This is a genomic window from Nocardia sp. NPDC050408 (genome assembly GCF_044458905.1).
Taxonomy (GTDB): domain Bacteria; phylum Actinomycetota; class Actinomycetes; order Mycobacteriales; family Mycobacteriaceae; genus Nocardia.
In genome coordinates this window covers 1-25,923 of sequence record NZ_JBITIL010000016.1, presented here as the reverse complement: position 1 = coordinate 25,923, position 25,923 = coordinate 1, and the positions used below count along the sequence as shown (strand labels likewise).

The following is a 25,923-nucleotide window of genomic DNA, read 5'->3' as shown; positions in this document are numbered from 1 at the left end:
AGCAGGCGAGACCGGTACGGGCGTCAGCTCCAGGCCTGTCGTTCCTGGCTGCGGGGGTCGTCGATCTGGGTCCACTCGACGTCGATGTGCATCGTGGCCCTGCGCTCGGTGTCGTAGGGGTCCCAGCCGGGGTCGCCGGTGGTGGCGAACCGGATCCAGGTCTCGTGCATGCGGGCCGCGAGATCCGCCGGGGGCTTGTCGGGGCCGAGCAGGGCGGTGGGGCCGTTCAGCTCGGGCCGGTCCGCGAGGTCGAAGACGAAGGGCAGCTCGACGGCGTGGGTGGCGCCGAGCTCTCCGTCCAGGGCCTGGGAGCGCCAGGCGAACTCGTACGCGTAGGTGGCGGACTTCGGGTGGGCGGCATGGGCGCCGACCAGAGCGCGGCTGCCCGCGCCGAACAGCGCGTCGGCCATGATGGCGGAGCGCAGCCCCGCGAAGGACGCCTCGGGGCGGGACTTGCGGTAGGTCTCGACGAGCTGCACCGGATTCGGGTGCGAGCGGGCCGCCGCCTCGTCGACGTCGGCGGCGGTCGAGGTGGCGTACTTGCCCACCGGGACCAGGTAGAGGTTTCCCTCTTCGGTGTTGGTGCCGACGAGCAGGTCGACGTCGGAGCTGTGTCCGGTGGCGACGGCTTCGGCGGGCTGGGTGTCCAGGACCAGGCTGAAGGGGCTGAGCCCGATCAGCGGGTCATGGTGGGTGGCGGTCTGCAGATCGATGCCCGCGAGCTTGGAAGCGGCCTCCACCAGACGCTCGTCGGAGATCCCCGCGAAGGCGTCCACGTGTGGCTCGACGCCCAGGACGTCGGCGGCCGCGGAGGTGACGCGGGCGGCCTGCTCGGTGCTGAACGCCCCCAGGCCGCTGCCACTCTGCACGATCGCCCTGTGGAACAGGCCCGCGGCCTGTGGGGCGGCCAGGACGCCGCCGACGACGGTGGCCCCTGCAGACTGGCCGAAGAGCGTGACGTTGTCCGGGTCACCGCCGAAGCCGGCGATGTTTTCCCGCACCCAGCGCAGCGCGGCGACGACGTCGAGCAGGCCGCGGTTGGCGGGCGCGCCGGGCAGATCGAGGAACCCGGCGATGCCGAGCCGGTAGTTGAGGGTGACGAGGACGACGCCGTCGCGGGCAAAGGCGGACCCGTCGTACATCGCGGACCGTGTCGAACCGGCGACGAATCCGCCGCCGTGCACGAACACCATGACCGGCAGGTCGCTCTGCGCGACGGCGGGCGTCCAGACGTTGACGGTGAGGTAGTCCTCGCCCCGGCTCCAGCCGGTGCCGAAGTAGGGGGCCATGTCGATGCTGCCGAGCTTGCGCTCGGACTGCGGCGCGTTGGGGCCGGGCACGGTGGCGTCCCGTACGCCGTCCCACGGCTCGTGCGGCTCGGGCGGCGCGAAGCGGCCGGCGCCCAGGGGCGGGGCGGCGTAGGGGATGTTCAGGAAGGCGGCGGTGCCGTCGTCCTGGCGCAGACCGCGGACGGCTCCTTGCGTGGTGGTCACGACGGGTTCGGCGTGGTGGTTCATCTCTGGTGCCTTTCCGCGGGTTCAGCCCTGCTCGGTGTACGGGGTGAAGGGCGCCCAGCCCTTGACGGCGAAGGTGCTTCCCTCGCGTACGACTTCGGTGGCGCCATGCCCGCCCAGGTGCGCCGGGATCACGAGCGCGTTGTTGTCGGCCGCCCAGCCCAGCACCTTGCGGCGGGTGGCGCGGGCTTCGGCGGGGTTCTCGCAGAAGCAGCTGTTGGCGTCCGGCTCCAGTATCTGCACCGGGCTGTGCAGCATGTCGCCGACGAACACCGCACGGTCCGTGCCGGAGGTGAGAGTCAGCACGGAGGAACCGGGGGTGTGCCCGGGAGCACTGTCCAGGCGCAGGTTCGCGTCGATCTGGTGGCTGTTCTCCCACAGCTGCGTCAGGCTGGCCTGGTGCACCGGGGCGACGCTGTCCTCGAAGACGTTCTGGTTGCCGCGGCCGAGCAGCGGCTGGTGTCCGTTCTCTGGGTTCCAGAAGTCGAAGTCGTCCTTCGGCATCAGGTAGGTGGCGTTGGGGAAGGTGGGCACCCACTGCCGCCCGTCCAGGTAGGTGTTCCAGCCGACGTGGTCGATGTGGAGATGCGTGTTGATCACGATGTCCACGTCCTCCGGCTGGACACCGGCCCGCGCGAGGTTGGCCAGGAAGTCCGTTTCGAGGTGGCTCCAGACCGGGGCGTAGGGACGCTCCTTGTGGTTGCCCACGCCGGTGTCGACCAGGATCGTCCTGCCCTCGCTGCGCAGCAGCCAAGTCTGGATCGCCGAATTCACGATGTTGGTCTCGGAATCCAGGAAATGCGGGGCTAGCCAGTCGGTACCGGTCTCCCAGACTTCCTTCGAGCTTTCCGGGAAGAAGGTGTCAGGCGTCATTTCGACGGAACCGAAATACTCCCATATCCGTGTGATGGTGACGTTGCCGAGCGTGATTTGTTCCATGGGGCGTCCTTGGGAATGTGGAGGTTTTCCTGGAACCGTACGAGCGGTCTCGGTGCGCGCGGTATCCGTAACGTGACTGCACCTGCGCGCATGGCCTGGGCACTGGGCCCGGCCGCTTGTAGCCTGGGCGGGCCAGGGCAAGGCGACTCCGATCGAAAGCCGCAATTCCGGGAGACTTCCGTGGACGAGCACACAGGCGACCGCGGTGCGGTCATGGGACCGGAGCCGGATCCGGGGGAGCTGATCGTCGGCCGGGACGCGGAATTGGCACGCCTCTTTCGTGCGGTGGACTCGGTGTCGGCCGACCCGGTGCTGATGCTGGTCGGTGACATGGGCACGGGGAAGAGCGCGCTGCTGGAGCACGCGGTGCACCGGGCGGAAGCCGGCGGCGCTCGCGTACTGCGGGCCGAGGGGAGCGAGTCGGAGTCGAGCCTGGCGTTCTCCGCACTGCATCAGTTGCTGCGGCCGGTGCCGGCCGAGGTGGACGCACTGCCAGGGAGGCAGCGCGCGGCGCTGCAGGACGCCTTCGGCGAGGGGTCGGCCACGCCGGGACCCGATCTCATGCTGGTCGGGGTCGCCGTACTGAGCCTGTTGTCAGGCCTGGGCGACCACCATCCCGTGCTCGTGGTGCTGGACGATGCGCAGTGGTTCGATCGTGCTTCCCTGGATGCGCTGTCCTTCGTTGCCAGACGGTTGGAAGGTGAACCGGTCACCATGCTGATCGGTGCCCGTGGCGGCGATCACCTTCCGGGATTCGACCGTCATGTGCCGATGCTCACCCTGGGATCGCTCGACAAAGCTGCGGCCAATCAGCTGCTGGACCTGCAGCCGAAGAGCCCCACCGGGCACACCAGGTCGCGGATCCTCGACCAGGCAGGCGGCAACCCGCTGGCACTGTTGGAACTGACGAGGACAGCCTCAGCACAGGACACGGCTGCGGGGCTGCCGTCTGCAGGTCCGCTTCCGCTCACCGATCACCTGGAGCGGATCTTCGCCGCTCGCCTGAACAGTCTCCCCGCCTCCACCATGCGGGCTCTGCTGCTCCTGGCCGCCATGGATAGCGCCGACTCCGCGATCGCCGTCTCGGCGGGGCTGCCGCGCGCCGAGGACGCGGTCTGGCTGCCAGCCGGGCAGGCCGGGCTGGTCCGGCGGACCGGCCGGGACGTCCGGTTCCGCCACCCATTGGTCCGGTCCGCCGTGTATCACGCCGCGTCCTTGGGCGCCCAGCGCGAGGCTCACCTTGCGCTCGCCGAGATGCTGCGGGACGAACCGGACCGGCGTGCCTGGCATCTTGCCGCCGCCTGCCCGCACCCGGACGCGGCCGCGTCGGCGGAGCTGGAGCGGACCGCCGGCCGGGCCCGCCGCCGCGGCGGCCATGCGGCGGCGGCCCAGGCCCTGCAGCGCGCCGCGGAACTCGCACCGCAACGCGAGGACAGTGCCCGGCTGCTGGTCGAAGCCGCCGCGGCGGCCGTGTTCACCGGAGACATCGCCTGGGTCGAGGAACTGGTCGCCGCAGCACGCGCGCGCACGGATGACGCAACCCTGCTGGCCTCCGCCGCCGTGCAGGCCGGACGGCTGGCGGTCCTGACCGTGCGCCACAGCGTGGTCTTCTCCCGGCTGGCCGACGACGCCGAGCAGTTGGCGGCCTCCCAGCCCGCCGCCGGGCTGGACCTCGTGGCCGGCGCCGCCGTGGTCCGCTTCTACTCCGGAGAGGACACCCAGCGCCACCGCATCCAGGAGGTCCTGCGGCGCCTTCCCGAGGACGCCTCACACGCAGGTTTGCGCACCTGGGTGAGGGCTGTGTCGGACCCCTTCGACGACCGGGCCCAACTCGTCTGCCTGCTCCCGCAGTTGGCCGCCGAGGCGGAAGCCCGGCCGGAGCGGCTCACCGCCGTCGGGATCATGGCGTGGCTCCTGGACGAGACCCCACAGGCCGTCCGCGCCTTCGACGAGGCCTTCGACCGCTGGGAGCTGCAGGGAGCGCTGCCCGAGGGTCTGGGCGGCGCGGTCGCCTGGGCCTACCTGGAGCGAGGAAGGTGGGAACAGGCCCGTGAGGCCTGCGCCCGCACCACCGCAGTCGGCCGGGCGGCCGGCCTCGACCACGCCGTGGCCTGTGCGGCCACCGTGGATGCCACCGTGCTGGCCTTCCAGGGCGATGCGTCCTCGGCCCGTGCCCGGGCCGAGGACGCGCTCGTCCTGATCGATCCGCTGGAAAGCCGCTCGGTCTCCGTTTATGCCCGTCGTGCGCTCGGTGCCGCGGCAGCCGCAGAAGGCGCCTACGAGACCGCGTACGGCCAACTCCGCATGGTCTTCACGGTAGACGGCGCGCCCGTGCACTACCACGCCTCCTACCCGGCCCTCGCGGATCTGGCCGCCGCCGCTGTGCGCTGCGGCCGCCATGAGGAGGCTGTCGCGATCGTCGAGCGCTCGGCATCTGCGCTGGCGGACAACGCTTCACCTCGTCTGCGTGCGCTGATCAGCCGAGCCCGTGGCCTGCTGGCGGACCCCGACGACGCCGAACCGCACTTCCGGGCGGCTCTGGCGGATCCGGTACTGGAGTACTGGCCCTTCGAACGCGCACAGACCCTGCTCGACCTCGCCGAGTGGCTGCGGCGCCGTCGGCGCATCGCAGAGGCGCGTGGGCCGCTCACCGAGGCCCTGGAGACCTTCCGGCGCCTGGGCGCACGCCCGTGGATCGAGCGCGCCCGGGCCGAATCGCGCGCCGCCGGCCTCGACGTCACAGATGCGGCCCCCGACGCGCTCGCCGAACTCTCCCCGCAACAGCAGGAGATTATCCGGCTCGCCGCCCGCGGGCTGACCAACCGAGAGATCGGCGAAAAGCTCTTCCTCTCCCCGCGCACGGTCAGCTCGCACCTCTACCGCAGCTTTCCCAAGCTGGGCATCACCGCCCGATCCCAGCTGCGCGACCTCATCGAGGGCACCCTCGCGACGGCCGGCCACCAGGAATAAGGGCACCCCTGGCCGTGGAAGCAGTCACCTGACGCATACCGCCCGCCATCCCGCCGGACCAGACTGGCCACACGAGCGAGGAAGCAGTAACCGGCCAGGCGACCCCTTCGCCCTGGTACCCCGAGGCCCCCACTTGTCCCCAAGGCCGTGCGAAAACGCGGGCCCCAGGCCAGTGATCCCGGGCTGCACACGGCCCCGCTCGTCGGGGCCGGACGGGAGCGGCCGACCACGACGAAGGAACGGAAATCCACGGTGGCTGCGAAAACAGCGTCGCTACGGGACCGGGTTGCCGCAGCCGACCCGGGGCTGCTGCGTCTGACCGCCGGGCTGCGCGCCGTCCTCGGCCTCACTCTCACCCTGGCCGCGCTGACGGTACGGGATCAGCCCTCGGTCGTACTTCTGGCCGGCGGCTTCACAGCGGTGGTCACCTCGTTGGCGAGCAGCGACCTGCACCCCCGCAATCAGTTCCTCACTCTGCTCGCCGGGGCTCCCGTGACCCTAGCCGCCTTGACGGCCGGGGGCCTGCTGGCGCCTTTCCCCTTCGCGTCCCACCTGGCCTTCCTACTGCTGATCTTCACCGCGGTATATGCGCGCCGCTTCGGACGACGGGGCCTGGACCTCGGGATCTTCGCCTTCATGGCCTACTTCCTGTCCCAGTTCGCTGGGATTCAGCCCCACCAACTACCGCAATTGACTGGGGCGTTGGCCGTCGCCTTCGCGGCAGCCGCAGTCACTCGCTTCTGTCTGGTGCCCACGACGTCCTACGGAATCGTGAGGCGCCTGAGGGCGGCATTCAACAGACGGCTTCGTGATGCACAGCAGGCCACGTCAGATCTACTCGCAGACGGCGGAGCTGGCGTCCGCAGAGTCGAACGACGTCTCGACCGGCTGCACACCTCCGCGCTGCTGCTTCAGGAATTCCTGTACGAGGCTCCCGTCGGGCTGCTCCGAGACACGGCGGCGGAGCTGGAGCGGACGGCACGTGCGGACGCGACCGCACAACGCCTCGGCGTACTCGCGATCCGCGCAGCGGAGGATTCGACCGGGACCTCCGCCAGCACGATGAGGGAGGCGGAGACGGCGGACTTGACCGACCGGACAGAGCGCGACCGTGTGGCGCTGCGTCCAGGGGCAGCACAGCCGTCAGGCCCGTGGCGGCATACGACGCGGCAGGCGTTCCAGGTGACCGCCGCGGCCGCGCTCGCCGTACTCGGCGGACATCTTCTCTCCCCGCACCTGTGGTACTGGGCCGTGGCCACGGCATGGGTCGTCTTCGTCAATGCCGAGCACACCGGGGACGTCCTGCTGCAGAGCGGCCGACGGCTGATCGGCACCGTCGCCGGGGTGCCGTTCGGATACGGCCTCGCCGCCCTGGCCGACAGGCACACCACCTTGGCCCTGGCCTTTCTCCTCGCCTGCATCTTCGGGATGTTCTACACCCCCTCCGGCAGCTACTGGGCGGTGACCTTCTTCATCACCGGCTCGCTCAGCATGGTGCTCGCAGTCCTGCATACGCTCTCCCCGCAGCTGCTCGCACTTCGCGTCCAGGAGACCGTTCTGGGGGCCGGGTGCGGGATTCTGGCAGCCGCGCTGGTCGTCCCCATGGCTGTCCGCACGGTCGCCGAAATGCGTCTGAGGGAGCTACTTTTCCTTCTCGACCACCTCGTGCGCTGCGCGCCGCAGGCCAGCGTCCCGAAGCCCGCACTCGATGCACGTGATCTTGATCAAGCGCTGGAGGCCTTCCGCACGGCTTGCCGTCCCCTGGTGCATCCACTCAATCCCCGCCGCGCCGAGCGCGCCCGCGTCCGCCGTGTTCTCGAACGCGTGGAAGCCACCTACTTCCACGCGCGAAGCCTCGCCACCGAGACGGGAGGCTCACGAGACGCAGCAGCGTGGCCCGCGTCTCAGCACTCGTCAACAGCTCGGCAGAACCGAACGAACCAAGCCATCTTGCCCCCGCAGCCCTGTACTCCCTGCCCATGCACCGCCCGACGTGACAGCTGATAGCAGCCACAACCCGTGCCCGTAGCCCTACCTGTCCGGGCATTCGCGTACGGGTTCCCCTGCGCCGCCGCTCAGGATTTTGCGAAGGGGACGATGTCAACGGCAAGCAAATCGTGACCACTTCTCGGCGGGGCCACGCGGGGGTCAGTCCAGAACCCGATCCACCGCATCATCCGTGCCGGTCGGGGTGCGGGGTTCGTGGTGGGCGGTGCGGCCGAGGGCCTCGACGCTGGCGCACGCCGCCGCCGTGTCCGCCGCGACCGCGTGCAGGCCACCACGAGTCGTGGGGGCGGGCCAGCCGAGCAACAGCACCCGCCCACCCGGGGCGGTGAACTCGCGCACCGCGCGAGACACGATCGGTTGCGGCCATCGGTCGCCGAGATCGATCGGGTCGCTTCCGGCGGCCCACAGGGTCGCCGGGACCACCGCCGAGGGCGAGGTGCCGGTGTTGCCAGTGCTCGACCGGGATGGACGCTGACGAGATTTCGCGGTCATACGGGGGCGTGGTCCAAGGGCGCAATTCGGGTGATCCTGTCCAACCCCGCTACACCGGGCGGCAGGTGTGGAACAAACAACGCAAAGACGAAATCCTCATCGATGTCGAGGACATCGCTTTGGGGCATGAGACCCGGATGCGATGGAACGACCGACGACGCCGACTACATCGACCCGATCGTGGCCGCCGAGGGCCGCGACGCCATCGAGGACGTGGTGGCCACCGCCCAGCGGCAGTTCCCCGGTCTGGTGTACCGCATGGCCGGGAGCGTCGACAGCCACCACCATGTGGTACGCCTCACCTGGGAACTAGCACCGGCCGATGGCCCTCCCGTGATCATCGGGCTGGTCGTCATGGTCACCGAGCAGGCAAGCTTGCGCTGTGTCTACGTCTTCCTAGATCCCGTGCCCGCACATCCCGTCACCAGGAGCTCAACCTTGACACCTGATCCGATGACCCGCCACCCGCTACCGGCCCATGAGCGGGTGGTGTTCCTCAAACCACTGGTCAGCTCGCCGAAGATCGCGGTAGGGGAGTTTACCTACTACGACGACCCGGACGGCGCGACGGAGTTCGAGCACCGCAACGTGCTCTACGCCTACGGCCCGGAACGGCTGGTCATCGGCAAGTACTGCGCGATCGCCGCCGAGACGCGGTTCCTGATGGCCGGCGCCGAACACCCGACGATGGGCGTGTCCACCTTCCCATTCACCATGTTCGGCGGCGAATGGACCGAGCAGACCCTCGACCTCGTCACCGGCATGCCCAGTCGTGGCGACACTGTGGTCGGCAACGACGTCTGGTTCGGCTATCAGGCCATCGTCATGCCCGGCGTGACCATCGGTGATGGCGCCATCGTGGCGGCCGGTGCGGTCGTCACCGCGGACGTACCGCCGTACACGATCGTCGGCGGCAACCCGGCGCGTCCGATCCGGCAGCGCTTCGACGCCGCCGACGTCGAAGCGCTGCGCCGCGCGGCCTGGTGGGACTGGCCGGTGGAACTCGTCACCGAGCACGCCCGCAGCATCATGGCCGGCACCCCCGCCGAAATCGCCCGCACAGCCGCCGAGCACGGACTGGAGAAGGCCGTATGACACGGGTATCGATCGAGGAGTACAGCGTGACCGGCGACGGGCCGTACGCGATCACCACCGGGCCGGACGACGCGCTCTGGTACACGCTGGTTCACAGTGGACATATCGGTCGGCTGGCGCCGGGCGGCGAGCCGGAGAACCATCAACTCGACCCAGGCTGTGGGCCGACGATCATCACACCCGGCCCGGACGGTGCGCTCTGGTTCACCGAGTACCAGGCACACCGGATCGGCCGGATCACCACCGACGGTGCGGTCCGGGAGTTCGCGTTACCCACGGCGCAGTGCGGGCCGTTCGGCATCGCCGCCGGTCCCGACGGGGCGCTGTGGTTCACCGAGACCGCCGCTGACCGAATAGGCCGGATCACCACCGACGGTGAGGTCACAGAGTTCCCGCTTCCGGCCACCGGGGCGTTCCCGTCCGCCATCACCCTGGGCCCGGACGGCGGAATGTGGTTCACCATGAACCAGGCCAACGCCATCGGCCGCATCGGCACGGACGGCATCGTGACCGTGCACCCGCTCCCGACCGCGGCAGCCGCACCGGTCGGGATGACCGCGGGACCCGACGGTGCACTGTGGTTCGTGGAGATCGCCGCGGGGCAGATCGGCCGGATCACCACCGACGGCACCGTCACAGAGTTCCCGCTACCCGACCGCTCCGGCCGACCGCACGCCATCACCCCCGGCCTTGACCACACCCTGTGGTTCACCGAATGGGGCGGCAACCGCGTCGGCACCGTCACGCCGGACGCTGTGATCGAAACACACGACCTGCCCACCCCCGGCGCCGAGCCGCACGGCATCACCCTCGGCCCCGACCGTGCCATGTGGACAGCCCTCGAAACCGGGGCACTCGCCCGCATCACCGCCTGACTCAGGAGAAGAACCCTTCATGAGGTACGCGCTCGTGATCTTCGAGACGGACGAGTCACGCCGCCAGATCCAGGCTGACCGGGACGCCTACCGGGAGGCATGGTTGCGGAAGACAGACGGTCCGTCTTGGAAAGCCGGTTGTCGACATCTACTTTGAATTGCTGTTGAGGACTAGGGTTTCGCCATCCCGCAGAGGCGTGAGCCACCCCTCTTCTGAAACTTCGACATGATCCACACAACCGCAGCCGCAGTTACAGTTGCGACAGAGCCAGCGCCGTTACGCCCATAACATGCCAGCCATTCCGGCTATCAACGCTCGAGTTTTATCGTGGCGGCGGGCGGGGTTCGCTGTTCCAAGTCCTGGAACTGGAACGCGACACCCGGCGCGTCGAGTCTCCTCGACGCGCCGGGCCGCTCCCGTTCAGTGTCCGTTCGCGTCGGCGGTGACGAAGGGCAGATTCACCTGTGTCTGTGACACCGAGGACAGCTCGACCTTGGCCTTCTCTGCCGCCTCGAAAAGTCGTTGCAGCGCTTGCGGATCGGCACGTAGGTCGATGTGCTCTGCGCGCTGGAATTCGTCGGCGAGATAGTCGACGATGCCCGCAACGCCCACAGCCGCGTGGTTTCGATGAGTTCGTCCAGATCCTCCGAGCCCAGCCGGCTGGACAGGACGGCGTGCCCGGGGATCGGGAGGTCTTCTTCCAGGCGGAATCGGGCCACTAGTCACCACCACCCGAGTCGCTAACGGCCGCAACGAGTTCGGCCACCGGTACGGCGAACGTGAATTTGGGCATCGCGATCCCGCCGCAGGGTGCATTCCGTCGTGATGCGGTGACGATACGCGTCAAATCGTCCGGACTCGACTGCACAGGTGGTGTCCGGCCTGGTCTATGCGTGGGGGCAAACCACAGACGGCTCCTGGATTGGCCTGGTGGTATTTGCGATCCCGGCGCGAAGCGCGAGGGATGCGGACTCCCAAAAGGAGGGATACGACCCGGTGTACGACGCGCGGCTGTTGCGGCGCTTCATCTCTCACGAAGTCGAGACACGCATTGGGCGGGCGCTGTTGTCCGGCGACATCGACGACGGTGCCACCATCACCCTCGATGCCGACAACGGTGAACTCGTTGCACGCTTCGGACTGGCGGATTGCACAGATCTCGACCGAAAGGGCGGCCGGCCCAGCGCCCCGGCGATAGGGTGGACTATGCGGTCATGGTCGAGCTGACCAGCTGTTTTCGATCCGCGACGGGCCCCACGCTTCGGAAGCCGCGGAAAGTGAGGAACGAGAATCATGGGTGAGCCGACAACGATAATCGCGAAGACGATCGGGAATCCGTCGGGGGAACAGTACGACAATCCCTGGCCGTTCGGGCGTCCGGCCAAGGGAGAACGCGTTGCCATCTTCGCGTTCGAAGTGACGAGCGTCGACGGAGAAGCCGAAGCTATCCGGACGTACCACATGGGTCCCGCTGATCTGGCCGAAGAAGGAAGAATCGCGCCCCGAGCCGCAGGGCGTCACGGTGCAGTGGACCGGAGTGCGGCGGAACCGTCGTTCGACCACCAGCCAGTCTCGATATCGAGGCCGCGATGATGGATCTCGACCGCTCCGCCGAGGCGATGCTTCTAGTACGAAGTTATGCCGGACGACACGCAGCTTGTCCGGATGTCGCGCGATCGAGGAGCATGTGATGAACCAGCGACTGTTCGATTTCATCGACGAGGCTCTGCGGCAATGCTTCGATTCCGGCGCCGGGCCGTATCCGTGGTTGTGCCGAGACGACGTCGAAAGGGTGCTGTCCGACGACGCCCGATGGCGTGTGATGCACGGCCGACTTGCGGCGATGGAATGGGGCAGCGGCGAATCCACCGGCAACGTCACTGTTACCTCGGAGCGTTTGCTGATAACACCCGACGGTCTGCTCTATGCCGCCGGATTGAGCGCGCCGTTGCGGCGAGGGGCCACTCGCCGAGTAGCGGCGGGGACAATGCGGCGGCCACTGTATTACCTGGCGACGCCGCCCCCATTGTTCGAATCGATCGTCGACCGGGTCGGTACCACGTCAATGCTGCGGGGAGCGGTGTCTGCGGTGGACAATCGGCTCGGCCACGACCTGCTGTTTCCTTGGCCCCTCGATGCTGCGCTGCGCCAAATGCTCGATGCCCAGCCGGTTATGCGCATGGAACCCAACGGATGGCGGTAGGCACACCGCGGAAATGGATTCTCGGCCGCGCGCTATCGACGACTTCACCGGGCAAGGATCTGGGAGGACAAGGCCGCCGCGCTGGCGAGCGGAAGCTACACCAACACCGCAAGGGAAGTGCGAGAAACTTTGGGAAAGCAGCACATCCTCACAAGCGCGTTGATGCGCAGCCGTGGCGACTCGACGACCCGATGCTGCGGTTCCTCGCCTACACCTGGGCCGATCACATCGACTTCCGGCCGGAGTGAGGTGTTGTGGAGGTAGGAGGTTGGGTGATTTCTCACTTGTGCATCAACCGCAGCAGATCCAGGGCAGCGCGATCGGGGCGGTCGACATCAACAGTGTGCGCAACTTTGAAGATCGGCGTCAGCATCGAATCGCTGCCCATCTCGTCCAGTGCTTCCCCAGAGTAGAAGGCGATGAAGTTCCTGGACACGCCGACGCTGCGCGCCGCAGTCACGCGAGCATGGAACTCCCGGGCGACGATCTTAGGCCTCGGTCCGCGAAGTGGTGTCCCGCTGGTCCTGCTCAATCGCTTCCGCGGCACCATCGACTGGTGGGATCCGCAGCTGCTGGACCATCTGACGCGACACCGCGACAATCCTCGGATCCGCGCCTTCGTCTTGTCGTTGTCGATCTGAATCGCCTCCGGGTTCCCCCGGTCGTCGGTCAGGAGTGTCGCAGGGGCGGCCGGTTGTTGCCCAATGCGAGGACTTGGGCTGCGACCTCGTCGATGGCAGGCATGGTGGCCACCTCGGCCGCGACGGCGCGGGCAGCGTCGGCGAGGCGCGCGTCGGTGATCAAGGTGTGCAGGTGCGCCGCAGTGATCGTTCTTCCCAGCACCGCGATACCCGCTCCGCGGCGATGCACCGATACCGCGTTCCACCTGCGGTCGCCGGGGGCGGGGGTCGCCAGCTGAGGGATTCCGGCGCGCAGAGCCGCATACACCGAGCCGGCGCCGCCGTGGTTGACCATCGCGGTGCAGGTTGGGAGCACGGCGTGCAGCGCGATCCACCCGACTGTTCGGACGTTGCCGGGAAGGTTGGTGGCGCGCATGACTGTTCGGTTCGGGCGGACGATAACGATATCGGCGTCGACGTCGGGCGCGGCCCGTAGCACCGATCGGAGCATCGCGTCGGGGCCGTCGCCGAGCATGGTGCTTCGGGTTACGACGATGCGTGGTCGGCGGGGGGAGTCGAGGAGGAATCGTGGCGTGGATGCGCCCGGTGTCGAATACGGGATGTATCGCAGGGGCCAACCCGGGACAGAGACGATGCTGGGCGGCGCGATCGATAGGGTGGCCGTGCTCGCGGGAATGTCGGCACCGCCGAGCAGCCGCAACAGTTCCCGTCGAATTACGGTGCCGTCGTCCAGCGCGATATTGTGCAGCACTGTGGGGACGCCGAGGTGGGCCGCGGCAATGGCCGCGGCAGACGCGAAGGGTTCGTGCACCACAATGTCGGGCGCGAACCGGGCCGCCACTCGAATGAGCTTGTCGATCATCGGTTTGTTGGTGACGGCGAACACGTGGGCGCCGCCGCGAGCGTCGGCCATTCCCGCCGCGGATCGCAGTGCGAGGACCGGGTGCAAGCCCAATCCCTGTGCGACGGCACGGATGTGTCCGATGCGCGGTGCGACGTCGACAACCGGGACATCGGAGGAAACCGCCGTCGCGGCATCGCCACCGGTTGCTACCAGCACCCGGTGCCCCTCCGCACGCAGATGCAAAGCAAGAGGCATCATCGGGAACAGATGCCCGATCAGCGGTGTCGCTACGAACATCACCCGCATCGGAGTGCCCCCACTCCGGGGCCGACCGTGTCGGCGGGGTGCGGTTCGGGCGCCGGATCCAGCCACCACAGGATGTCTCCGCCGCAAGAGCTATGCGAGCGCCGGATGATCTTAGTGATCCGGTCGGTACCGCCCCCACCGGCAGCCGGGTCCGGTACCGAGTGATTGCCCGAATCTTTCGCCAACTCGCAGTCGATGTCCGAGACGGCCCGAGCGAGCCATCGCCCACACCTGGTCCCGGGCGTTGCCGGCGACGCCGCAGGTCCGACAACGCGTTGAAGTCCTTGTAGAAACTCCATCCTGTCGGCGGCCGCGTGATCGATCACCGCGTGCATCGCCACCACGGCGACCTCCACATGATCATGGTGGTTGTCTATTCCCAGCAGCGCGAGAACCTGCACCGCAGGTGCGCTGAGCAGTTCCGACATGAGGCGCTGCAGGGCGGCGCGTTCGACCCGAGCCACCGACAACACCGCGTCGTCGAGATGCCGGGAAATTACCACCAGTGCGCACGTGAGCAACATTTCTACCTGGGCGTCAGCTACGTCGCAAACACCTCGTTCAACGTCAACACGTTATCAGGTGTGACCACAACAAGATTCACACCCAATCGCTCGAACTCGCTACTGGATTGCGGGACTGTTGTAATGACTACCAGCTCGCACACATCGCCGGCGAGATCGAGTCCGTCGTAGCGGCCAGCGGTAACCAGGTGGCCCAATGGGGCGCGGCTCCAGGCATCCACGCTGGAGTCATCTCCCGCGCGGAGCCGGTAGACGTCGTGGCCGAAGCCAGTAAGAAGCATCTGAACGTCGTCGGCTTCGGGGTGGCTGGCGCACAACCACGCTGCCCGCCCACCGGCGGCGATGGTCTGCCGAACCGCCCAGGCGATCACTGCCGGGTCGAGGGCTTTTTCTGGCTCGGGTTGAGCACGAACATCCGCTCGCCGGTCGAACCGGTCGGCAAGGGCTGTTCGGTCACCAGCCGGGTGACTTTGCCACCGCCGACGCGGCGCTGCAGGTCATCCATCGACCCGAGGGTCGCCGACAGATAGATCCGTTGTCTGGCTTGGCTGTAGCCCGCATTAAGCGCGGTCGGCGGATGATAGGGGCGGATCTCGATGCCGGACGGGCCGATCAACACTCCGCACCGGGTGAAGTGTTAAGCTTGTCGGCCTCTTCCTGGACCTGCTCCGCTAGGTGACGAGTTCCCGTCAAGTAGGCCACCGACAAAACCCTGATCCAGCGCGTAGTCGGCAATCAACAGCGCCACGAGGGTCTTGCCTTCACCGGTCGGCATCTCGATCGCGACGTCGCTGGTATCGAGATGGTGCTGGCCATGTGACGCGACGGCGAGTGAGCGGCGTTCGTAGGCTGCTGCGACCAGCCGGAACAGCAGTTGTGTTCCGGTGTCGTCCAGGGGTGCGAATCCGATTTCGTCGAGTATCACCAGGTCCGCGCGTAGCAGGTTGTCGATGATTTTGCCGACGGCGTTGTCGGCGAGGCCGCGGTAGAGGGTGTTGATCAGGTCGGCTGCGGTGAGGTAGCGGACTTTGTGTCCGGCGTGGATGGCGGCGTGTCCGAGCCCGATCAGGGTGTGGCTTTTGCCTGTTCCGGGTGGCCCGATCAGCGCGAGATTGTGTTGCGCGCGAACCCATTCCAGGCTCGACAGGTAGTCGAAGCTGGCCTGGCCGATGGACGAGGAGGCGACGTCGAAGTTGTCGAGGGTCTTGATGACGGGGATCGCGGCGAACGCTTCGGCGATCAAGGCCAGCGTGGTCGACTGCTTTTGATCAGCGGCGAACGCGGTGAACCGCCACCGCGAGAACGCCAGCACCGCGCAGAACAACTGCAACCCGGGCGCGACCTGCGCCCAGTCGATCACCAGATACTCACCCGGCGACCACACCGCCGGGCGACGACCCCGATGATTATCCTTGCGCCACACACTTTCTGCTCGGCAACCAGCCGACGGAAATTCCGTGGCGACCCCTCGTAACCGGCGGCCCGCGCCGCCGGGAGCAGTCGTTTAGCCGAGATCCGGCCCTTCGACTTGGTGACCCGCTCAGCGACCAGCTCGCGCACCGAATCGTAATTGCGCAGCCGCGGCACCCGCTCCGGCGGCCGACCGCCGGACTCGACACGCTCGACGACCCGTTTCACGGTCTTGTGCGTAGTGCCGCACAACTCGGCGGCCCCACGATAGGTTCCGACCTCTCGATAGGCGGAAATAATGTCCATTCGCTCCCTCGCAGACTTCAATGGAACTCCCTGGGCAGTGACGGATGACAGTTGGCGCTATCACCGTCACTGCCCAGGCCACGAGCTCCGGGCATGAAACGACGAGCAAGGGAATGGAGACTTCTACCTGGCCGCCAACGGCGACCTACGACCGGCCACCAGTGGCGACTTTCTCATGGCCACGGACAACCGTGTGCTATTCCCGTGGCTGCGCTGGGGAACTCTCGCATCTGCGATCGGCGTGGGTTTGTCGAACACGCGGTAGCCGAATCGAGGTCATTGGCGGTCAGCTACAGGTCAGTAGCAACTCGAACGCGCTGTGTAGGTCCGCCCCGTCGAAGATCTCGGGAGCAGCGTCCGACCCGGCACGATGCCGGACGGTGTAGTAGGCAGCCAGATACCGCAGATCGCCCCACGGCTCCAATGCATGGACGCGATCCAGCACCTGCCCGCATCGTAGGCATTCGAGCCACGGAACGACGAGCAAACCTGTCAGGCTGGAGTCTGTGATGCCGAGTTGTGCTGGGTCGATCGGCGTCGAAGAATCGTCAGGCAGCAGTCGAATGGAAGCCTCGCCATCGGAATCCCGTGCACAAGCAATGATTTCGTCGTGACGCACCAGTCGTTCGGCCCAATGCTCGGCCAGCACTTCGATCTCGGCGCGCGTTCGATCGTTGATGGGCACTTCGTGCTCGAGTAACTGTCGCGTCAAGATCCACAGGCCGGCTTCCTGTCGGCCGGTCTTTCTGCAGTCGCGAAAGTTCTCGGTGTCGTCGACCGAGGGCAGCAGCGCGGCCAATCGTTCCCATAGGTCTGCTTCGTATGCCTGGTAACGGCTCTCACCACTCACCGATGCGACGCTACGGCCATCGTTCGTGGACAGCTTGATCAGGTGACGCCCAGCCTTCCCACAACGGCAACGCACGTCCATGCCGCTGTGCGCGTTCATGCCGACGAGCGTGCGTCCGGCTGACCCGGTTCGAAAGGGTCAGCCGGACGGTGTTGGAGGCAGGTTGCTATCCGAACTTGACGAACGTCTGGAACGGCGCGGCGTATTCGTCCGTCTGCCGAGACCCGAGGAACCTGCTGGGCGAAGTACAACCACTGTTCGTATACAGCCCGGTGTCGGTGTCATTGTTTGCCTGCCGCGCCCCACCAGAAATGGCCAGGCATCCCATTGGGCGTGGAACCGAGGTAGGTTTCATGCCCGGTATCGGCGCGGAGCTAGCCACCACCGCATACACCGCGACCGTAGCCGGGAAAGTCCGCTTCTGGCTTTTATCGCTCGCGCCGAGCGCAGGGCTGCGGTCTGAATACGTTGCCGTCGAGCCGATCTGACGTTGGCCCGTAAAGGATTCAGATCGCCGACCCGGCAAACTTCAGCAAGCGGCCACGCGACGCCGTTCAGACCAACCCAGCAGGGTGAACCATGGGCGTTCCAGTCTGTGCTGTTCGGTAAGTGACGGCGGTGTCAGATGTTCAGGGGCAGGTGGACGGAGCCGTAGACCAGCGCTGGTTATCGTTGCTGCACCAGCAGGCTTTTGCCTGGCCGTTGATAGTTTGGCACTTGCCGATCTGGTAGCCGTTGCATTTGCATCGTGCTTCGCACCGACGGGGATCGGAGCAATCGTCCACCGCCGAGACCCCTTGGGCTGGTCCTCGAGTTTGTGCGCGGGCGGAGGCGAACTCCGGAAACACGGAGGTCAGAGCGGCCAGGAGCGCGCCCCCGACCGTGCCGTATCCGGCGTGGCGGAGGACAGTCCTGCGGGGGTGGGTCATAACACTCTCCTTTCAATTCCTGCGGCGAGACGGGGCACGTGGCGACGAGCGAGTCCGCTGCGGGCGGGGGTCTTCAGATCTTTCAGCCGCACGGCGAGAAATTCGAAGAGTCGGCGCAGCTTGATCGAGGACCGTAGCGGCAGCATTGCTCTCCGTTGCACAGGAAGGCGTCGCTCCATTTGCCGCCTTGACCGGGGGAAGTCACCGCAGAACACCAGCCGCAGTACACCCCGCCTTTCGTTCCTGGCGCGCATTTGCAGCCGTTCGAGTCGCAGGCGGCGTTGGCGATTTCGGGGAAGATCGCGGTTATCGCCGACATGGTGGCGGCCAGCGCGGCGGTGACTCCGAGGCGTCGGAGCAGATCTCGGCGGGTGGTCACCGGTGGGCCTGCCGAGTCGAATTCAATTGTGGGAAAGGCAGATCGGCCGGTTCGGTAGGGGCATGGGCGTGCGGGTGCGCCGACGGGTCCTGCACCGGTTCAGGCGTGCGGTGTCGGTAGGCCAGCAGGCTCAGCGCTGCGGCGAGAGCGCCGATGATGGTGATCTGGACTGCCGGGGCGAACTCGGTGATGGCCGGGCCGGTCATCCCGCGTGCGGCGGTCCAGACCACGGCGGCGATGAGCACCAGGTTGCGTGCCACGACCGGCCACGAGATCAGCGTTCCTAGCTTGCCCAGGCACCCGCACGAGACCTGCTGTCCACGAAGCAGCGCGATCGTCACCGCGAGGGTCATCATCGCCAGCACTGCCGCGGCGGCGAGTGCGCCGCCGCGATCGAAGGCTCCGAGCGCCAACATGGCCCCCACCACCACCTCGGTCGCCGGGAGCAGCCATGCGGTCGCGCGCAGCACCTGATGAGGAAGCAACTGATAAGAGTCCAGCCACTCCACCCGCCACGACACCGAAGTAGCGGCCTTCGCGGACCCGGCGAGGATGAGCAAGCCACCCACACCTATGCGGACTACCAACTCGATAACGGGGCCGATCATCGACGCCACCACCTGCTCGATGACAACGAACTCTCACGTCCAGCGCGCCGCTTCGCGAGGACCACTGATGAGCTGCGCACATGCCTCCAATCCACGTCCATCGACATCTGGAGAACAAAGCCCCCAGCTATGAACGATCTGGGATGAAACACCACGGTCAGCCCGCTGTTGAGCACAGGGCCGGAAAGGACAACCCGAGGCTAGCGGAATCCATGCCGCCTGCCAGCGGATTTCGGGTCCGACTCACCGGCCCGGCACCAGCCTTGGGCACCGGGGCCACCCGGCCTGGCCGGCGGCCACGGCAACCAGCGTCCGTGCGACGACAGGCGGTCAGCGCTCGAGCCGTGCGGCGAGGGTGGTAGGCCGGGGCCGTTGAGTTCGCCGATCACGGCGGGGCGTCCGGCCATGGCCATGGCCATGCTTCGCTGGTGCCCGCGACCGCGGTGCCGTTGCCTGTCGACCAGTCCAGCTCGGTGGCCTGCAACCGCAGACCGCGGATGCGCCAGGGCAGCCCGAGTCTGGGATTGCATGCCCGCCGCCGAGCGGCGGCCGGCGGGTCAGTGTTCGAAGTAGTCTTCAGTACTGATGTGCGGATTCGGTTCTGATTGAAGGGGACCTTGTACAGGCCGATCGCGCACAGGCTCTGTCCTGGTTTTGAACAATGTGGCGAGCAGTACCAGGGTGGTCACGATCACGGTGTGCGCGGTAAGCATCACCAACATCGGGAGGGCGAAGCCCTCGTTGGTGAGAATGCCGTGGTCTCCTACACAGTAGAGGGTGTAGTTGGTGGAGGTGCCTTCGGAGTCGTGGAAGGTGTCGGAGACGACCATGGGTTCGGTGGCCGGGGATGAACAGAACAGGGGCGCGGTGAGTTTCGCTTCGCCAGGCCAGATGGCGACGGGCACGACGAGGCTGAAGGCACCGACGAGGAGGCCGGTCGAGAGGGTTGTCACTACACGGGGCATCGGCTATACCTGCTGGGCTCGGAGGAAGACGCCGGTGCGGTCGAATTCGGCGACCACCTCCGAGCGGGCGGAGACCACGTTGGCGACGATGCGGATGTCGCGGCCGAAGCGGCTCACCACGATGGCGGTGACCTGTCCGTCGGGGATTTCGCTGCGCGTGCGGGCGGTATCGACTATGTCTTCGATACGCGAGAGGCCGGGCACCTCGCTGATCGTGAAGTTCTCGCCGTCCAGGTCGTCGAAGGAGGAAACCCGCACGGGGCGTGGGGCACTCAGGTCTCCGAGGGTGAAGGAGTAGTCGTCCATCACGCGGGACAGACCGTGCGGCCGGACGCGCAGGCGGACAGTGGGTTCGCGGGCGGTGAAATCGCTTCCGGCGAGGAAGTTGGTCACCTGGGCAGGCTGGTTGTTCAGGACGAGCCGAAACTGGGTGGAGTTCGGTGCCGTGAGGAGGATAACGTTCACATCCGGGTCGCTGGCGTCGATGCGCTGGGCCAGCGCGGCGATCGCGGCCTGCGGCAGGGCGCTCACCAGACCGCCGCCGCGCGTTCGAATCTGGTCCTCGAAATCCGCGCGGTCCACCGCCCCGATACATCCGCTGGTACTGCCGAGCACTGCCAGGCACAGCAGGACACGGAACCAGTTGCCACGGTGCATGTCCCGAATGCTATGCGTTGCAAACCGATTGCGCAGGGGTCGCTCCTCGAACGAATTTGCTCGTCGGTGTGCTGTCCTGCTGATACATCAACGGCCTATGGAGCAGTTTCTGGTTACCGGTAGCGCGGAGCATCCGGGTGAAGGGCTGGAATACGGAAGTACCCACCCGCGGCGATGACGGTATGTCCGTCGATGGCCGGTCGAGCCAGCAGCAATCCAGCGTCGAGACAAGTGAGCTCCAGGCGGGTGCCCGGTCGCCAGTCGAGGGCGGCGAAGCCGAGCTTGTCGAGGACGCGGCCCCCGTCGCCGAGGGTGCAGATCCCGTAGACGACATCACCGTCGGCAGGGCGCACCGTCCGGGATGTCGGGAGGTGGCCGTGGATGAGTTCTTGTAGCGGGGAATGGGGCGGGATGACGGCCGCGATCATCGGCGATAACCTGCGCCCGCAAACTTCCGCGAGGGGGCAGATGTGACGCAATTTGGCAGATCTGTCAGGAATCTGTGCGCGAGAGGGGAATCGATCATGGAGCCGCAACAATATTGGTGCAGATGTGTGCACGAGTACTTCTATTGTGCGTCGCTAGAGCGTAGTACAGAATCTGTGATCACATGGAGACGCCGGCATTCTGTTGAGCTGCAATACTTTTCGGCATTCCAGTGGAGGTAGCTGAGCGGAAGAGGTTGATGTCGGGTTCTGTTGGTTGGATCGGTTTCGGGTTGTTGTCTGGTTCAAATGTTTTGTGGCCGGGGTTGAATCGTTGGTCGAGGCCTGCGCCGGATACCGGCGTAGGCCGAAGTCAGCCGCAGCCGTAGGTACGCGGACATCGAGCGCTGTGTCATCGGTTCGCTCCGTTCACGGCCGGATGTCCCGAACTGCAGCCCTGACAGCGCGACGCAGTCCGTCACGCCAGTGTGGTAGTGGTGTAAGGCCGCAGTCGATCCACGATGAATTCGACAGAACGGCATTCCGGGGTCGGGTTGCGGCATCTCGGAAATCCGATGTCCGGCAGGGCCGTAACAGGTCCGCATCGAGTCCCGCCGCTTCGATAATCGCATGAGCGAATCGGTATTTGGATGCGGCGCCGCCTCCGGTCGCGTGGAGCAGTCGCGGTGGATTCGGGTGGGCGACGAGGTCGAACAGAGCGGATACGAGATCGTCGACGTAGGTTGGGGACGCGATCTGGTCGGTGACGACCGCGACGTGCTCGCCCCGGGAGCATCTCCGCACGAGTGCGGCCGGGAAATCCCTGTCGGTCCCCGAGTACAGCCACATGGTGCGGACGATCCGCACATCGGGCAACGCTGCTCGGGCGGCCTCCTCACCTGCCAACTTGGATCTTCCGTACACGCTCAACGGGGCGGTCGGTGACCAGGTCTCCCATGGACTCGACGCCGACCCGTCGAAGACGTACGCGGTCGAGATGTGCAGCAGTCGCGCTCCCTTGTTCGCGCAGGCTCGGGCCAGTAGTCCCGGGCCGACCCCGTTGACCGCGAACGCCTTATCGGCTTCGGTCTCGGCGGCGTCTACGCCGGTGTATGCCGCGCAGTTGATGACCACATCGCCGGGGCCGACGGTGTCGTGCAGCGCCGTTGCATCGGTGATGTCGAGTTCTTTCGATCCGAACCCGAGCACCTGTCGATCGGCACGATGAAACGGGCTGGTCGCCCTCGTTATCCCGCTGCCGAGCAGTCCGTCCGCACCGGTGACCACCAGCCTGTTCACCGCTTGTCCTCGGGCGAGGTCGCCACGAGCCGGACCCGGGAGCGTTGGTAGCCGGAAACGTACTCTCGGACCGAGGCGATCATGTAGTCGGTCATCTCGTCGGTTATGCCCGGGTATACGCCGACCCAGAAGGTGTTGTCGGCGACGTAGTCGCTGGCCGCCAAGCTTCCGGAAATCCGGCACTCGATATTCGAGTACGCCGGATGGCGCAGGAGATTTCCGGCGAAGAGGCCACGGGTCGCTATTTTGCGGCCTTCGAGGAAATTGACGATGTCGATACGGCCGAAAGGCGCGTCCGGCAGCACCGTCAGGGCAAATCCGAACCAGCTCGGATCGCTGTGGGATGTTGGTTCCGGCAGGCGGAGATGGCCGATCCCGTCCAGGCCTTCGCGAAGCCGACGCCAGTTATGACGCCGACGGGCGCAGAAATCGTCTAGTCTGGCCAGCTGGGAGAGCCCGAGCGCAGCCTGGATATCTGTTGTTTTCAGGTTGTAGCCGATATGCGAATAGATGTACTTGTGGTCGTATCCGTAGGGAAGCCCGCCAAGCTGTTGATTGAATCTCTTTCCGCATTTGTTGCTTTCGCCCGGCTCGCACCAGCAGTCGCGTCCCCAATCGCGCAGAGACTTCACGACGCGAGCTGTTGTCAGGTTGTTGGTCAGGACGCATCCGCCCTCACCTGTGGTCAAATGGTGTGCCGGGTAGAAGCTGACGGTGGCCAGGTCACCGAATGTGCCGGTAGCGCGTAATTGGTATGTTGATCCGACTGCATCGCAATTGTCTTCGATCAGGAACATGCCGTGCTCCGCGCACAACGCGGAGATCTCTGCCACCGGAAACGGGTTACCGAGCGTATGTGCCAGTACGACGGCACGGGTTCTCGGGCCGATTGCCGCCGCCACGGCTTCCGGTGTGGTGTTGTATGTGGCGGAATCGATATCTACGAACACCGGTTTCAATCCGTTTTGCAGTATCGGATTCACTGTCGTCGGGAATCCGGCCGCAGCCGTGATGACCTCATCCCCGGGGCGCAGCCGGGCATCCTCGAACTCCGGGGCGGTTAATGCGGTTACCGCGAGCAGGTTCGCCGATGATCCGGAGTTGGTGAGTCGAGCCTTGCGGAGTCCGATTTTTCTGGCGAATTCGTTCTCGAATCGATGTGCCAGGATTCCCGCCGCGATACGCATATCCAGTGCGGCCTCGACGACGGCGACGCGGTCGTCGTCATTGAGGCAGGCGCCGGATGATTGGATCTCAGTGACGCCTGCGACGAAGGGATGCTCGGTTTGCGAATTGTGGAACCGTCGGACTATCGTGAGCAGATTGTCTCTATCATTCATTCTATTTTCTCCCGGTGCGAGCCTAGAACGAGATCTCCGAGGTCATCGGCGAATGCAGATTGTGGCGGCAGTGCCCACATATGTCGTTTGAGCGCTCGCGCGGCCTGCAGGTAGGCAGGGTCGTCGAGGGTCCGCTGGCAGGCGGTGAAAACATCCGAGGCGGTGACGGTCATGGGATCGATGTGGATGCCGGTGCCGAGGGTTTCGCAGCGTCGTGCATTTCCGGGATGATCGGCGAAGAAGGGGAGTACGACATGCGGGACTCCGTAGGTTATCGTGTCGCGCATCGAATTCAATCCACCGTGCGTGATGAACAGGTCCACGTTCGCCAATACGAGGGACTGGGGGACGTACGGCAGGACATGGATGTGTGGCGGTAGCAACCGGAATATGTCCTGGTACAGCGACGGCAGCGAGACGACCGCGGTACACCGGAGTTCGGCCAAGGCCGCGAAGACCTCTCCGTAGATTTCGGCCATTCGATCCCTGAACCGCGGTGAGAAGGGTCCGATCGAGCCCAGTGAGAGGTAAACGATCGGCCTATCGCCAGGCATCGACGTGAACACGTCCGGGAGCAGTTGATCATTGTGACGTACCGGTGGTTCGTGCCGGTATCGGACCAGTGGGGTGTCGAGATCGGCGTTATTGAATTCTTTCGGCGTCAAGGAGACCGTGAGATGCCGCAGGATTCCCGGTGTCGACGGTTCTTCCGGAAGCCCGAGTTTGGCCCGCTGAATGGTCAGAGCGGGTCGGATCAGGTCTTCGTGGAGGTTTCGCACAAGCTGCAGCGGGCCGATGTCCACCGTGACGTGTGGTATTCCGAGCACCTCCGCGGCCAGGTAACCGCCGAATTCCGAGCACTCGTGCAGGACGACATCGGGCCGCCACCGTTCGGAGAGGTTCAGTACGTCTTCCGCGATACGCAGGGCGATCCGGTCGCCGAGGAACTCCGTCATGTACATCCGGTCGAACGCGTCTATGTCCCGGTCGAGCAGAAGTCCGAAGATGGCTGCATCGAACTCGCGGTTGGCCCGCCGTATGTTCACGTCCACGGTCTCGACTCCGTAGTTGCTGTGCAGCCAGGCGCCCCACTTCTGGGGTGCCGCAACGCGGACATCGTGGCCATGCCTGCTTATCGCGTCGGCCAGTGTGACCAGTCCACGGAAGTGGGATTCGAACTGGTTGAGGGTCACCAGCACGCGCATGCGATCTGCCCGTAAGAAAGCCATGTCGGCAGCGTGACACATTGGGGCACAAGGCCGTACGGTTTCCGCGGAACAGGCCAGCGACTGTTTCAGCTCGGGAGGTGTCGAGTAATTTGCCCGGTGAAAGCCAGGCTGAGGCAGTGCATGTCGGTACTCCCGCGATCCGCCGCTCGGCTGGATTTCGCCCGCCCTCCCCTTGCGATACGGGTCGAGGTGGAACCCGACAGTCGAGAGCGTCGCGGCCCGGGGACGCACTGGCTGATCTCGAGGGCGCGTTTCGCGAGGCGCTGCTGACCGCGTTCGTCACATGCGGCGATCCGCAAACACAGGTGGCGAGAGCCAGTTTCGGCTGTTTGCTCTCGAGGCGGGCCTCTGCCATGCCGTCGTGGGTGCGCATATCACCGAGATCGGCTTCGAACTCGGCGACCACGACGAGGAGGGCTTTTGGTCTACCAGCTATGCCGCGCCCGACGGCGGCGGGGTCGGCTGGTGTAGTGGCGCCAGCCGCGTCCGGAACCGCCCCCGATTCCCATGAACATCATTACTGCTCCGATGAGGAGGATCACGATCCCTGCGGTGACGAGAAGGGAAATGCCGAGTAGGAACCCGGTGACGAGCAGGGCGGCTCCGAGGATCAACACGGTCATGTCAGCTACCTGGTTTCAGTGAATAAGTTTGGGGCAGAACAACATCGGGTCGGCGTACTGGCGCGGCCCGTGGGGGATGTAGTCGCGAAATCCGATGGCTCCCACGATGGTCAGTGAACCGAGCGCGACGAACGTCGCGTTTATGACCAGATGCATTGGTGAGCACATGTTCGGTGTGCAGGTGGTGATGCCGAGATCGCTGATCGTGTCGTGGCGGAAACTGTAGGCCGTCTTCCATACGGTGGCGGTGACGGTGACGAGTTCGGCGAGCAGATAGGCGAACGCAGGTTCCACTGGCAGTCGTGGGACCACCGACAGCAGGTGATCCACTGGGAGAACATGTTCCAGATTCGATATGCCGACCGACCAAGGCGACGGCAACCGAACGTCCGGAAATGCCGTTGCGACACGATGTCGCTCGATGCGAGTGAACTCGCAGATAGGAGGGCCGAATTCGGTTTCGGCTGTGTGAGTTTCGGGCTCGTGCTCGAT

The 25,923-nt window shown here is 66.0% G+C and carries 24 protein-coding genes and 4 pseudogenes; 7 read left to right on the top strand and 21 right to left on the bottom strand.

Going from position 1 to position 25,923, the window contains the following annotated elements; genetic code table 11:
• Positions 1-23 precede the first annotated feature (23 nt).
• On the bottom strand, positions 24-1,517 hold the full coding sequence (locus ACIBJI_RS32475; protein WP_396957015.1) for a carboxylesterase/lipase family protein: 1,494 nt from the start codon (positions 1,515-1,517) through the stop codon (positions 24-26).
• 21 nt (positions 1,518-1,538) lie between these two features.
• On the bottom strand, positions 1,539-2,453 hold the full coding sequence (locus tag ACIBJI_RS32470; protein ID WP_364352939.1) for an MBL fold metallo-hydrolase: 915 nt from the start codon (positions 2,451-2,453) through the stop codon (positions 1,539-1,541).
• A 180-nt stretch (positions 2,454-2,633) separates the two neighbouring features.
• Here ACIBJI_RS32470 and ACIBJI_RS32465 point away from each other — a divergent pair, with 180 nt between their 5' ends.
• Together ACIBJI_RS32465 and ACIBJI_RS32460 are read left to right on the top strand one after the other, a co-directional pair.
• The gene (locus tag ACIBJI_RS32465) at positions 2,634-5,423 is read left to right on the top strand and encodes an AAA family ATPase (RefSeq protein ID WP_396957018.1); all 2,790 of its coding nucleotides are present in this window, start codon (positions 2,634-2,636) and stop codon (positions 5,421-5,423) included.
• A 252-nt stretch (positions 5,424-5,675) separates the two neighbouring features.
• Positions 5,676-7,427 (top strand): FUSC family protein, encoded by a 1,752-nt coding sequence (locus ACIBJI_RS32460; protein WP_397087118.1) that lies wholly within the window; start codon positions 5,676-5,678, stop codon positions 7,425-7,427.
• 144 nt (positions 7,428-7,571) lie between these two features.
• On the opposite strand, the gene ACIBJI_RS32455 is transcribed toward ACIBJI_RS32460, so the two are convergent.
• Positions 7,572-7,922, bottom strand: a complete 351-nt coding sequence (locus ACIBJI_RS32455) for a hypothetical protein (RefSeq protein WP_397087116.1) — start codon at positions 7,920-7,922, stop codon at positions 7,572-7,574.
• A gap of 126 nt (positions 7,923-8,048) precedes the next feature.
• On the opposite strand from ACIBJI_RS32455, the gene ACIBJI_RS32450 reads away from it, so the two are divergent.
• Positions 8,049-9,017, top strand: a complete 969-nt coding sequence (locus ACIBJI_RS32450) for a CatB-related O-acetyltransferase (protein WP_397087114.1) — start codon at positions 8,049-8,051, stop codon at positions 9,015-9,017.
• Positions 9,014-9,892 (top strand): virginiamycin B lyase, encoded by an 879-nt coding sequence (locus ACIBJI_RS32445; RefSeq protein ID WP_397087112.1) that lies wholly within the window; start codon positions 9,014-9,016, stop codon positions 9,890-9,892. The genes ACIBJI_RS32450 and ACIBJI_RS32445 overlap by 4 nt, the downstream gene beginning before the upstream one ends.
• 427 nt (positions 9,893-10,319) lie before the next feature.
• Here ACIBJI_RS32445 and ACIBJI_RS32440 read toward each other — a convergent pair.
• Positions 10,320-10,490 (bottom strand): annotated as a pseudogene (locus ACIBJI_RS32440) (Hsp70 family protein); the annotation flags it as partial.
• Positions 10,491-10,763: 273 nt separating this feature from the next.
• On the opposite strand from ACIBJI_RS32440, the gene ACIBJI_RS32435 reads away from it, so the two are divergent.
• Positions 10,764-11,120 carry a hypothetical protein gene (locus ACIBJI_RS32435; RefSeq protein WP_397087110.1) on the top strand — a complete coding sequence of 119 codons (357 nt, stop codon included), beginning with the start codon at positions 10,764-10,766 and terminating at the stop codon, positions 11,118-11,120.
• A gap of 463 nt (positions 11,121-11,583) precedes the next feature.
• A complete protein-coding gene (locus ACIBJI_RS32430; protein ID WP_364352960.1) occupies positions 11,584-12,096 on the top strand; it encodes a hypothetical protein in 513 nt (170 codons plus the stop codon).
• Positions 12,097-12,376: 280 nt separating this feature from the next.
• Here ACIBJI_RS32430 and ACIBJI_RS32425 read toward each other — a convergent pair whose 3' ends face one another.
• Positions 12,377-12,532, bottom strand: coding sequence for a hypothetical protein (locus tag ACIBJI_RS32425; RefSeq protein ID WP_396957031.1), 156 nt, complete (start codon positions 12,530-12,532; stop codon positions 12,377-12,379).
• On the opposite strand from ACIBJI_RS32425, the gene ACIBJI_RS32420 reads away from it, so the two are divergent.
• On the top strand, positions 12,516-12,737 hold the full coding sequence (locus ACIBJI_RS32420; protein WP_397087108.1) for a hypothetical protein: 222 nt from the start codon (positions 12,516-12,518) through the stop codon (positions 12,735-12,737). The genes ACIBJI_RS32425 and ACIBJI_RS32420 overlap by 17 nt on opposite strands.
• 28 nt (positions 12,738-12,765) lie before the next feature.
• Here the strand turns inward: ACIBJI_RS32420 and ACIBJI_RS32415 are convergent, their stop codons facing one another.
• The 16 genes and pseudogenes from ACIBJI_RS32415 to ACIBJI_RS32340 all read right to left on the bottom strand — a co-directional run.
• Positions 12,766-13,878, bottom strand: coding sequence for a glycosyltransferase (locus ACIBJI_RS32415; protein ID WP_397087106.1), 1,113 nt, complete (start codon positions 13,876-13,878; stop codon positions 12,766-12,768).
• Entirely contained in the window at positions 13,878-14,390 is a 513-nt protein-coding gene (locus tag ACIBJI_RS32410) for a hypothetical protein (protein ID WP_397087104.1), read from the bottom strand. The genes ACIBJI_RS32415 and ACIBJI_RS32410 overlap by 1 nt, the downstream gene beginning before the upstream one ends.
• Positions 14,391-14,428: 38 nt before the next feature.
• Positions 14,429-14,782 carry a hypothetical protein gene (locus ACIBJI_RS32405; RefSeq protein WP_397087102.1) on the bottom strand — a complete coding sequence of 118 codons (354 nt, stop codon included), beginning with the start codon at positions 14,780-14,782 and terminating at the stop codon, positions 14,429-14,431.
• A complete protein-coding gene (locus ACIBJI_RS32400; RefSeq protein WP_397087100.1) occupies positions 14,779-15,027 on the bottom strand; it encodes a hypothetical protein in 249 nt (82 codons plus the stop codon). Before ACIBJI_RS32400 ends, ACIBJI_RS32405 begins: the two co-directional genes overlap by 4 nt.
• Before the next feature lie 21 nt (positions 15,028-15,048).
• Positions 15,049-15,636, bottom strand: a pseudogene (locus ACIBJI_RS32395) (ATP-binding protein); the annotation flags it as partial.
• Positions 15,628-16,148 (bottom strand): annotated as a pseudogene (locus ACIBJI_RS32390) (helix-turn-helix domain-containing protein); the annotation flags it as partial. The pseudogenes ACIBJI_RS32390 and ACIBJI_RS32395, both read right to left, overlap by 9 nt.
• Before the next feature lie 265 nt (positions 16,149-16,413).
• Positions 16,414-16,977: a hypothetical protein gene (locus ACIBJI_RS32385; RefSeq protein ID WP_397087098.1), complete on the bottom strand. Its 564-nt coding sequence runs from the start codon at positions 16,975-16,977 to the stop codon at positions 16,414-16,416.
• A gap of 1,304 nt (positions 16,978-18,281) precedes the next feature.
• The gene (locus ACIBJI_RS32380) at positions 18,282-18,893 is read right to left on the bottom strand and encodes a MauE/DoxX family redox-associated membrane protein (protein WP_397087096.1); all 612 of its coding nucleotides are present in this window, start codon (positions 18,891-18,893) and stop codon (positions 18,282-18,284) included.
• A 557-nt stretch (positions 18,894-19,450) separates the two neighbouring features.
• Positions 19,451-19,858: a hypothetical protein gene (locus ACIBJI_RS32375; protein ID WP_364358920.1), complete on the bottom strand. Its 408-nt coding sequence runs from the start codon at positions 19,856-19,858 to the stop codon at positions 19,451-19,453.
• A 3-nt stretch (positions 19,859-19,861) separates the two neighbouring features.
• Positions 19,862-20,515, bottom strand: a complete 654-nt coding sequence (locus ACIBJI_RS32370) for a hypothetical protein (protein ID WP_364358923.1) — start codon at positions 20,513-20,515, stop codon at positions 19,862-19,864.
• 113 nt (positions 20,516-20,628) lie between these two features.
• Positions 20,629-20,943 carry a hypothetical protein gene (locus ACIBJI_RS32365; protein WP_397087094.1) on the bottom strand — a complete coding sequence of 105 codons (315 nt, stop codon included), beginning with the start codon at positions 20,941-20,943 and terminating at the stop codon, positions 20,629-20,631.
• Positions 20,944-21,369: 426 nt separating this feature from the next.
• Positions 21,370-22,239, bottom strand: a complete 870-nt coding sequence (gene rfbD, locus ACIBJI_RS32360) for a dTDP-4-dehydrorhamnose reductase (RefSeq protein WP_364358929.1) — start codon at positions 22,237-22,239, stop codon at positions 21,370-21,372.
• Positions 22,236-23,579 (bottom strand): lipopolysaccharide biosynthesis protein RfbH, encoded by a 1,344-nt coding sequence (gene rfbH / locus ACIBJI_RS32355; RefSeq protein ID WP_397087092.1) that lies wholly within the window; start codon positions 23,577-23,579, stop codon positions 22,236-22,238. The genes rfbD and rfbH overlap by 4 nt, the downstream gene beginning before the upstream one ends.
• Positions 23,576-24,808, bottom strand: coding sequence for a glycosyltransferase (locus ACIBJI_RS32350; RefSeq protein ID WP_396958968.1), 1,233 nt, complete (start codon positions 24,806-24,808; stop codon positions 23,576-23,578). Before ACIBJI_RS32350 ends, rfbH begins: the two co-directional genes overlap by 4 nt.
• Positions 24,809-25,233: 425 nt before the next feature.
• Positions 25,234-25,431, bottom strand: a complete 198-nt coding sequence (locus tag ACIBJI_RS32345; RefSeq protein ID WP_397087090.1) for a hypothetical protein — start codon at positions 25,429-25,431, stop codon at positions 25,234-25,236.
• Between the two features lie 15 nt (positions 25,432-25,446).
• Positions 25,447-25,923: pseudogene (locus ACIBJI_RS32340) on the bottom strand (hypothetical protein); the annotation flags it as partial.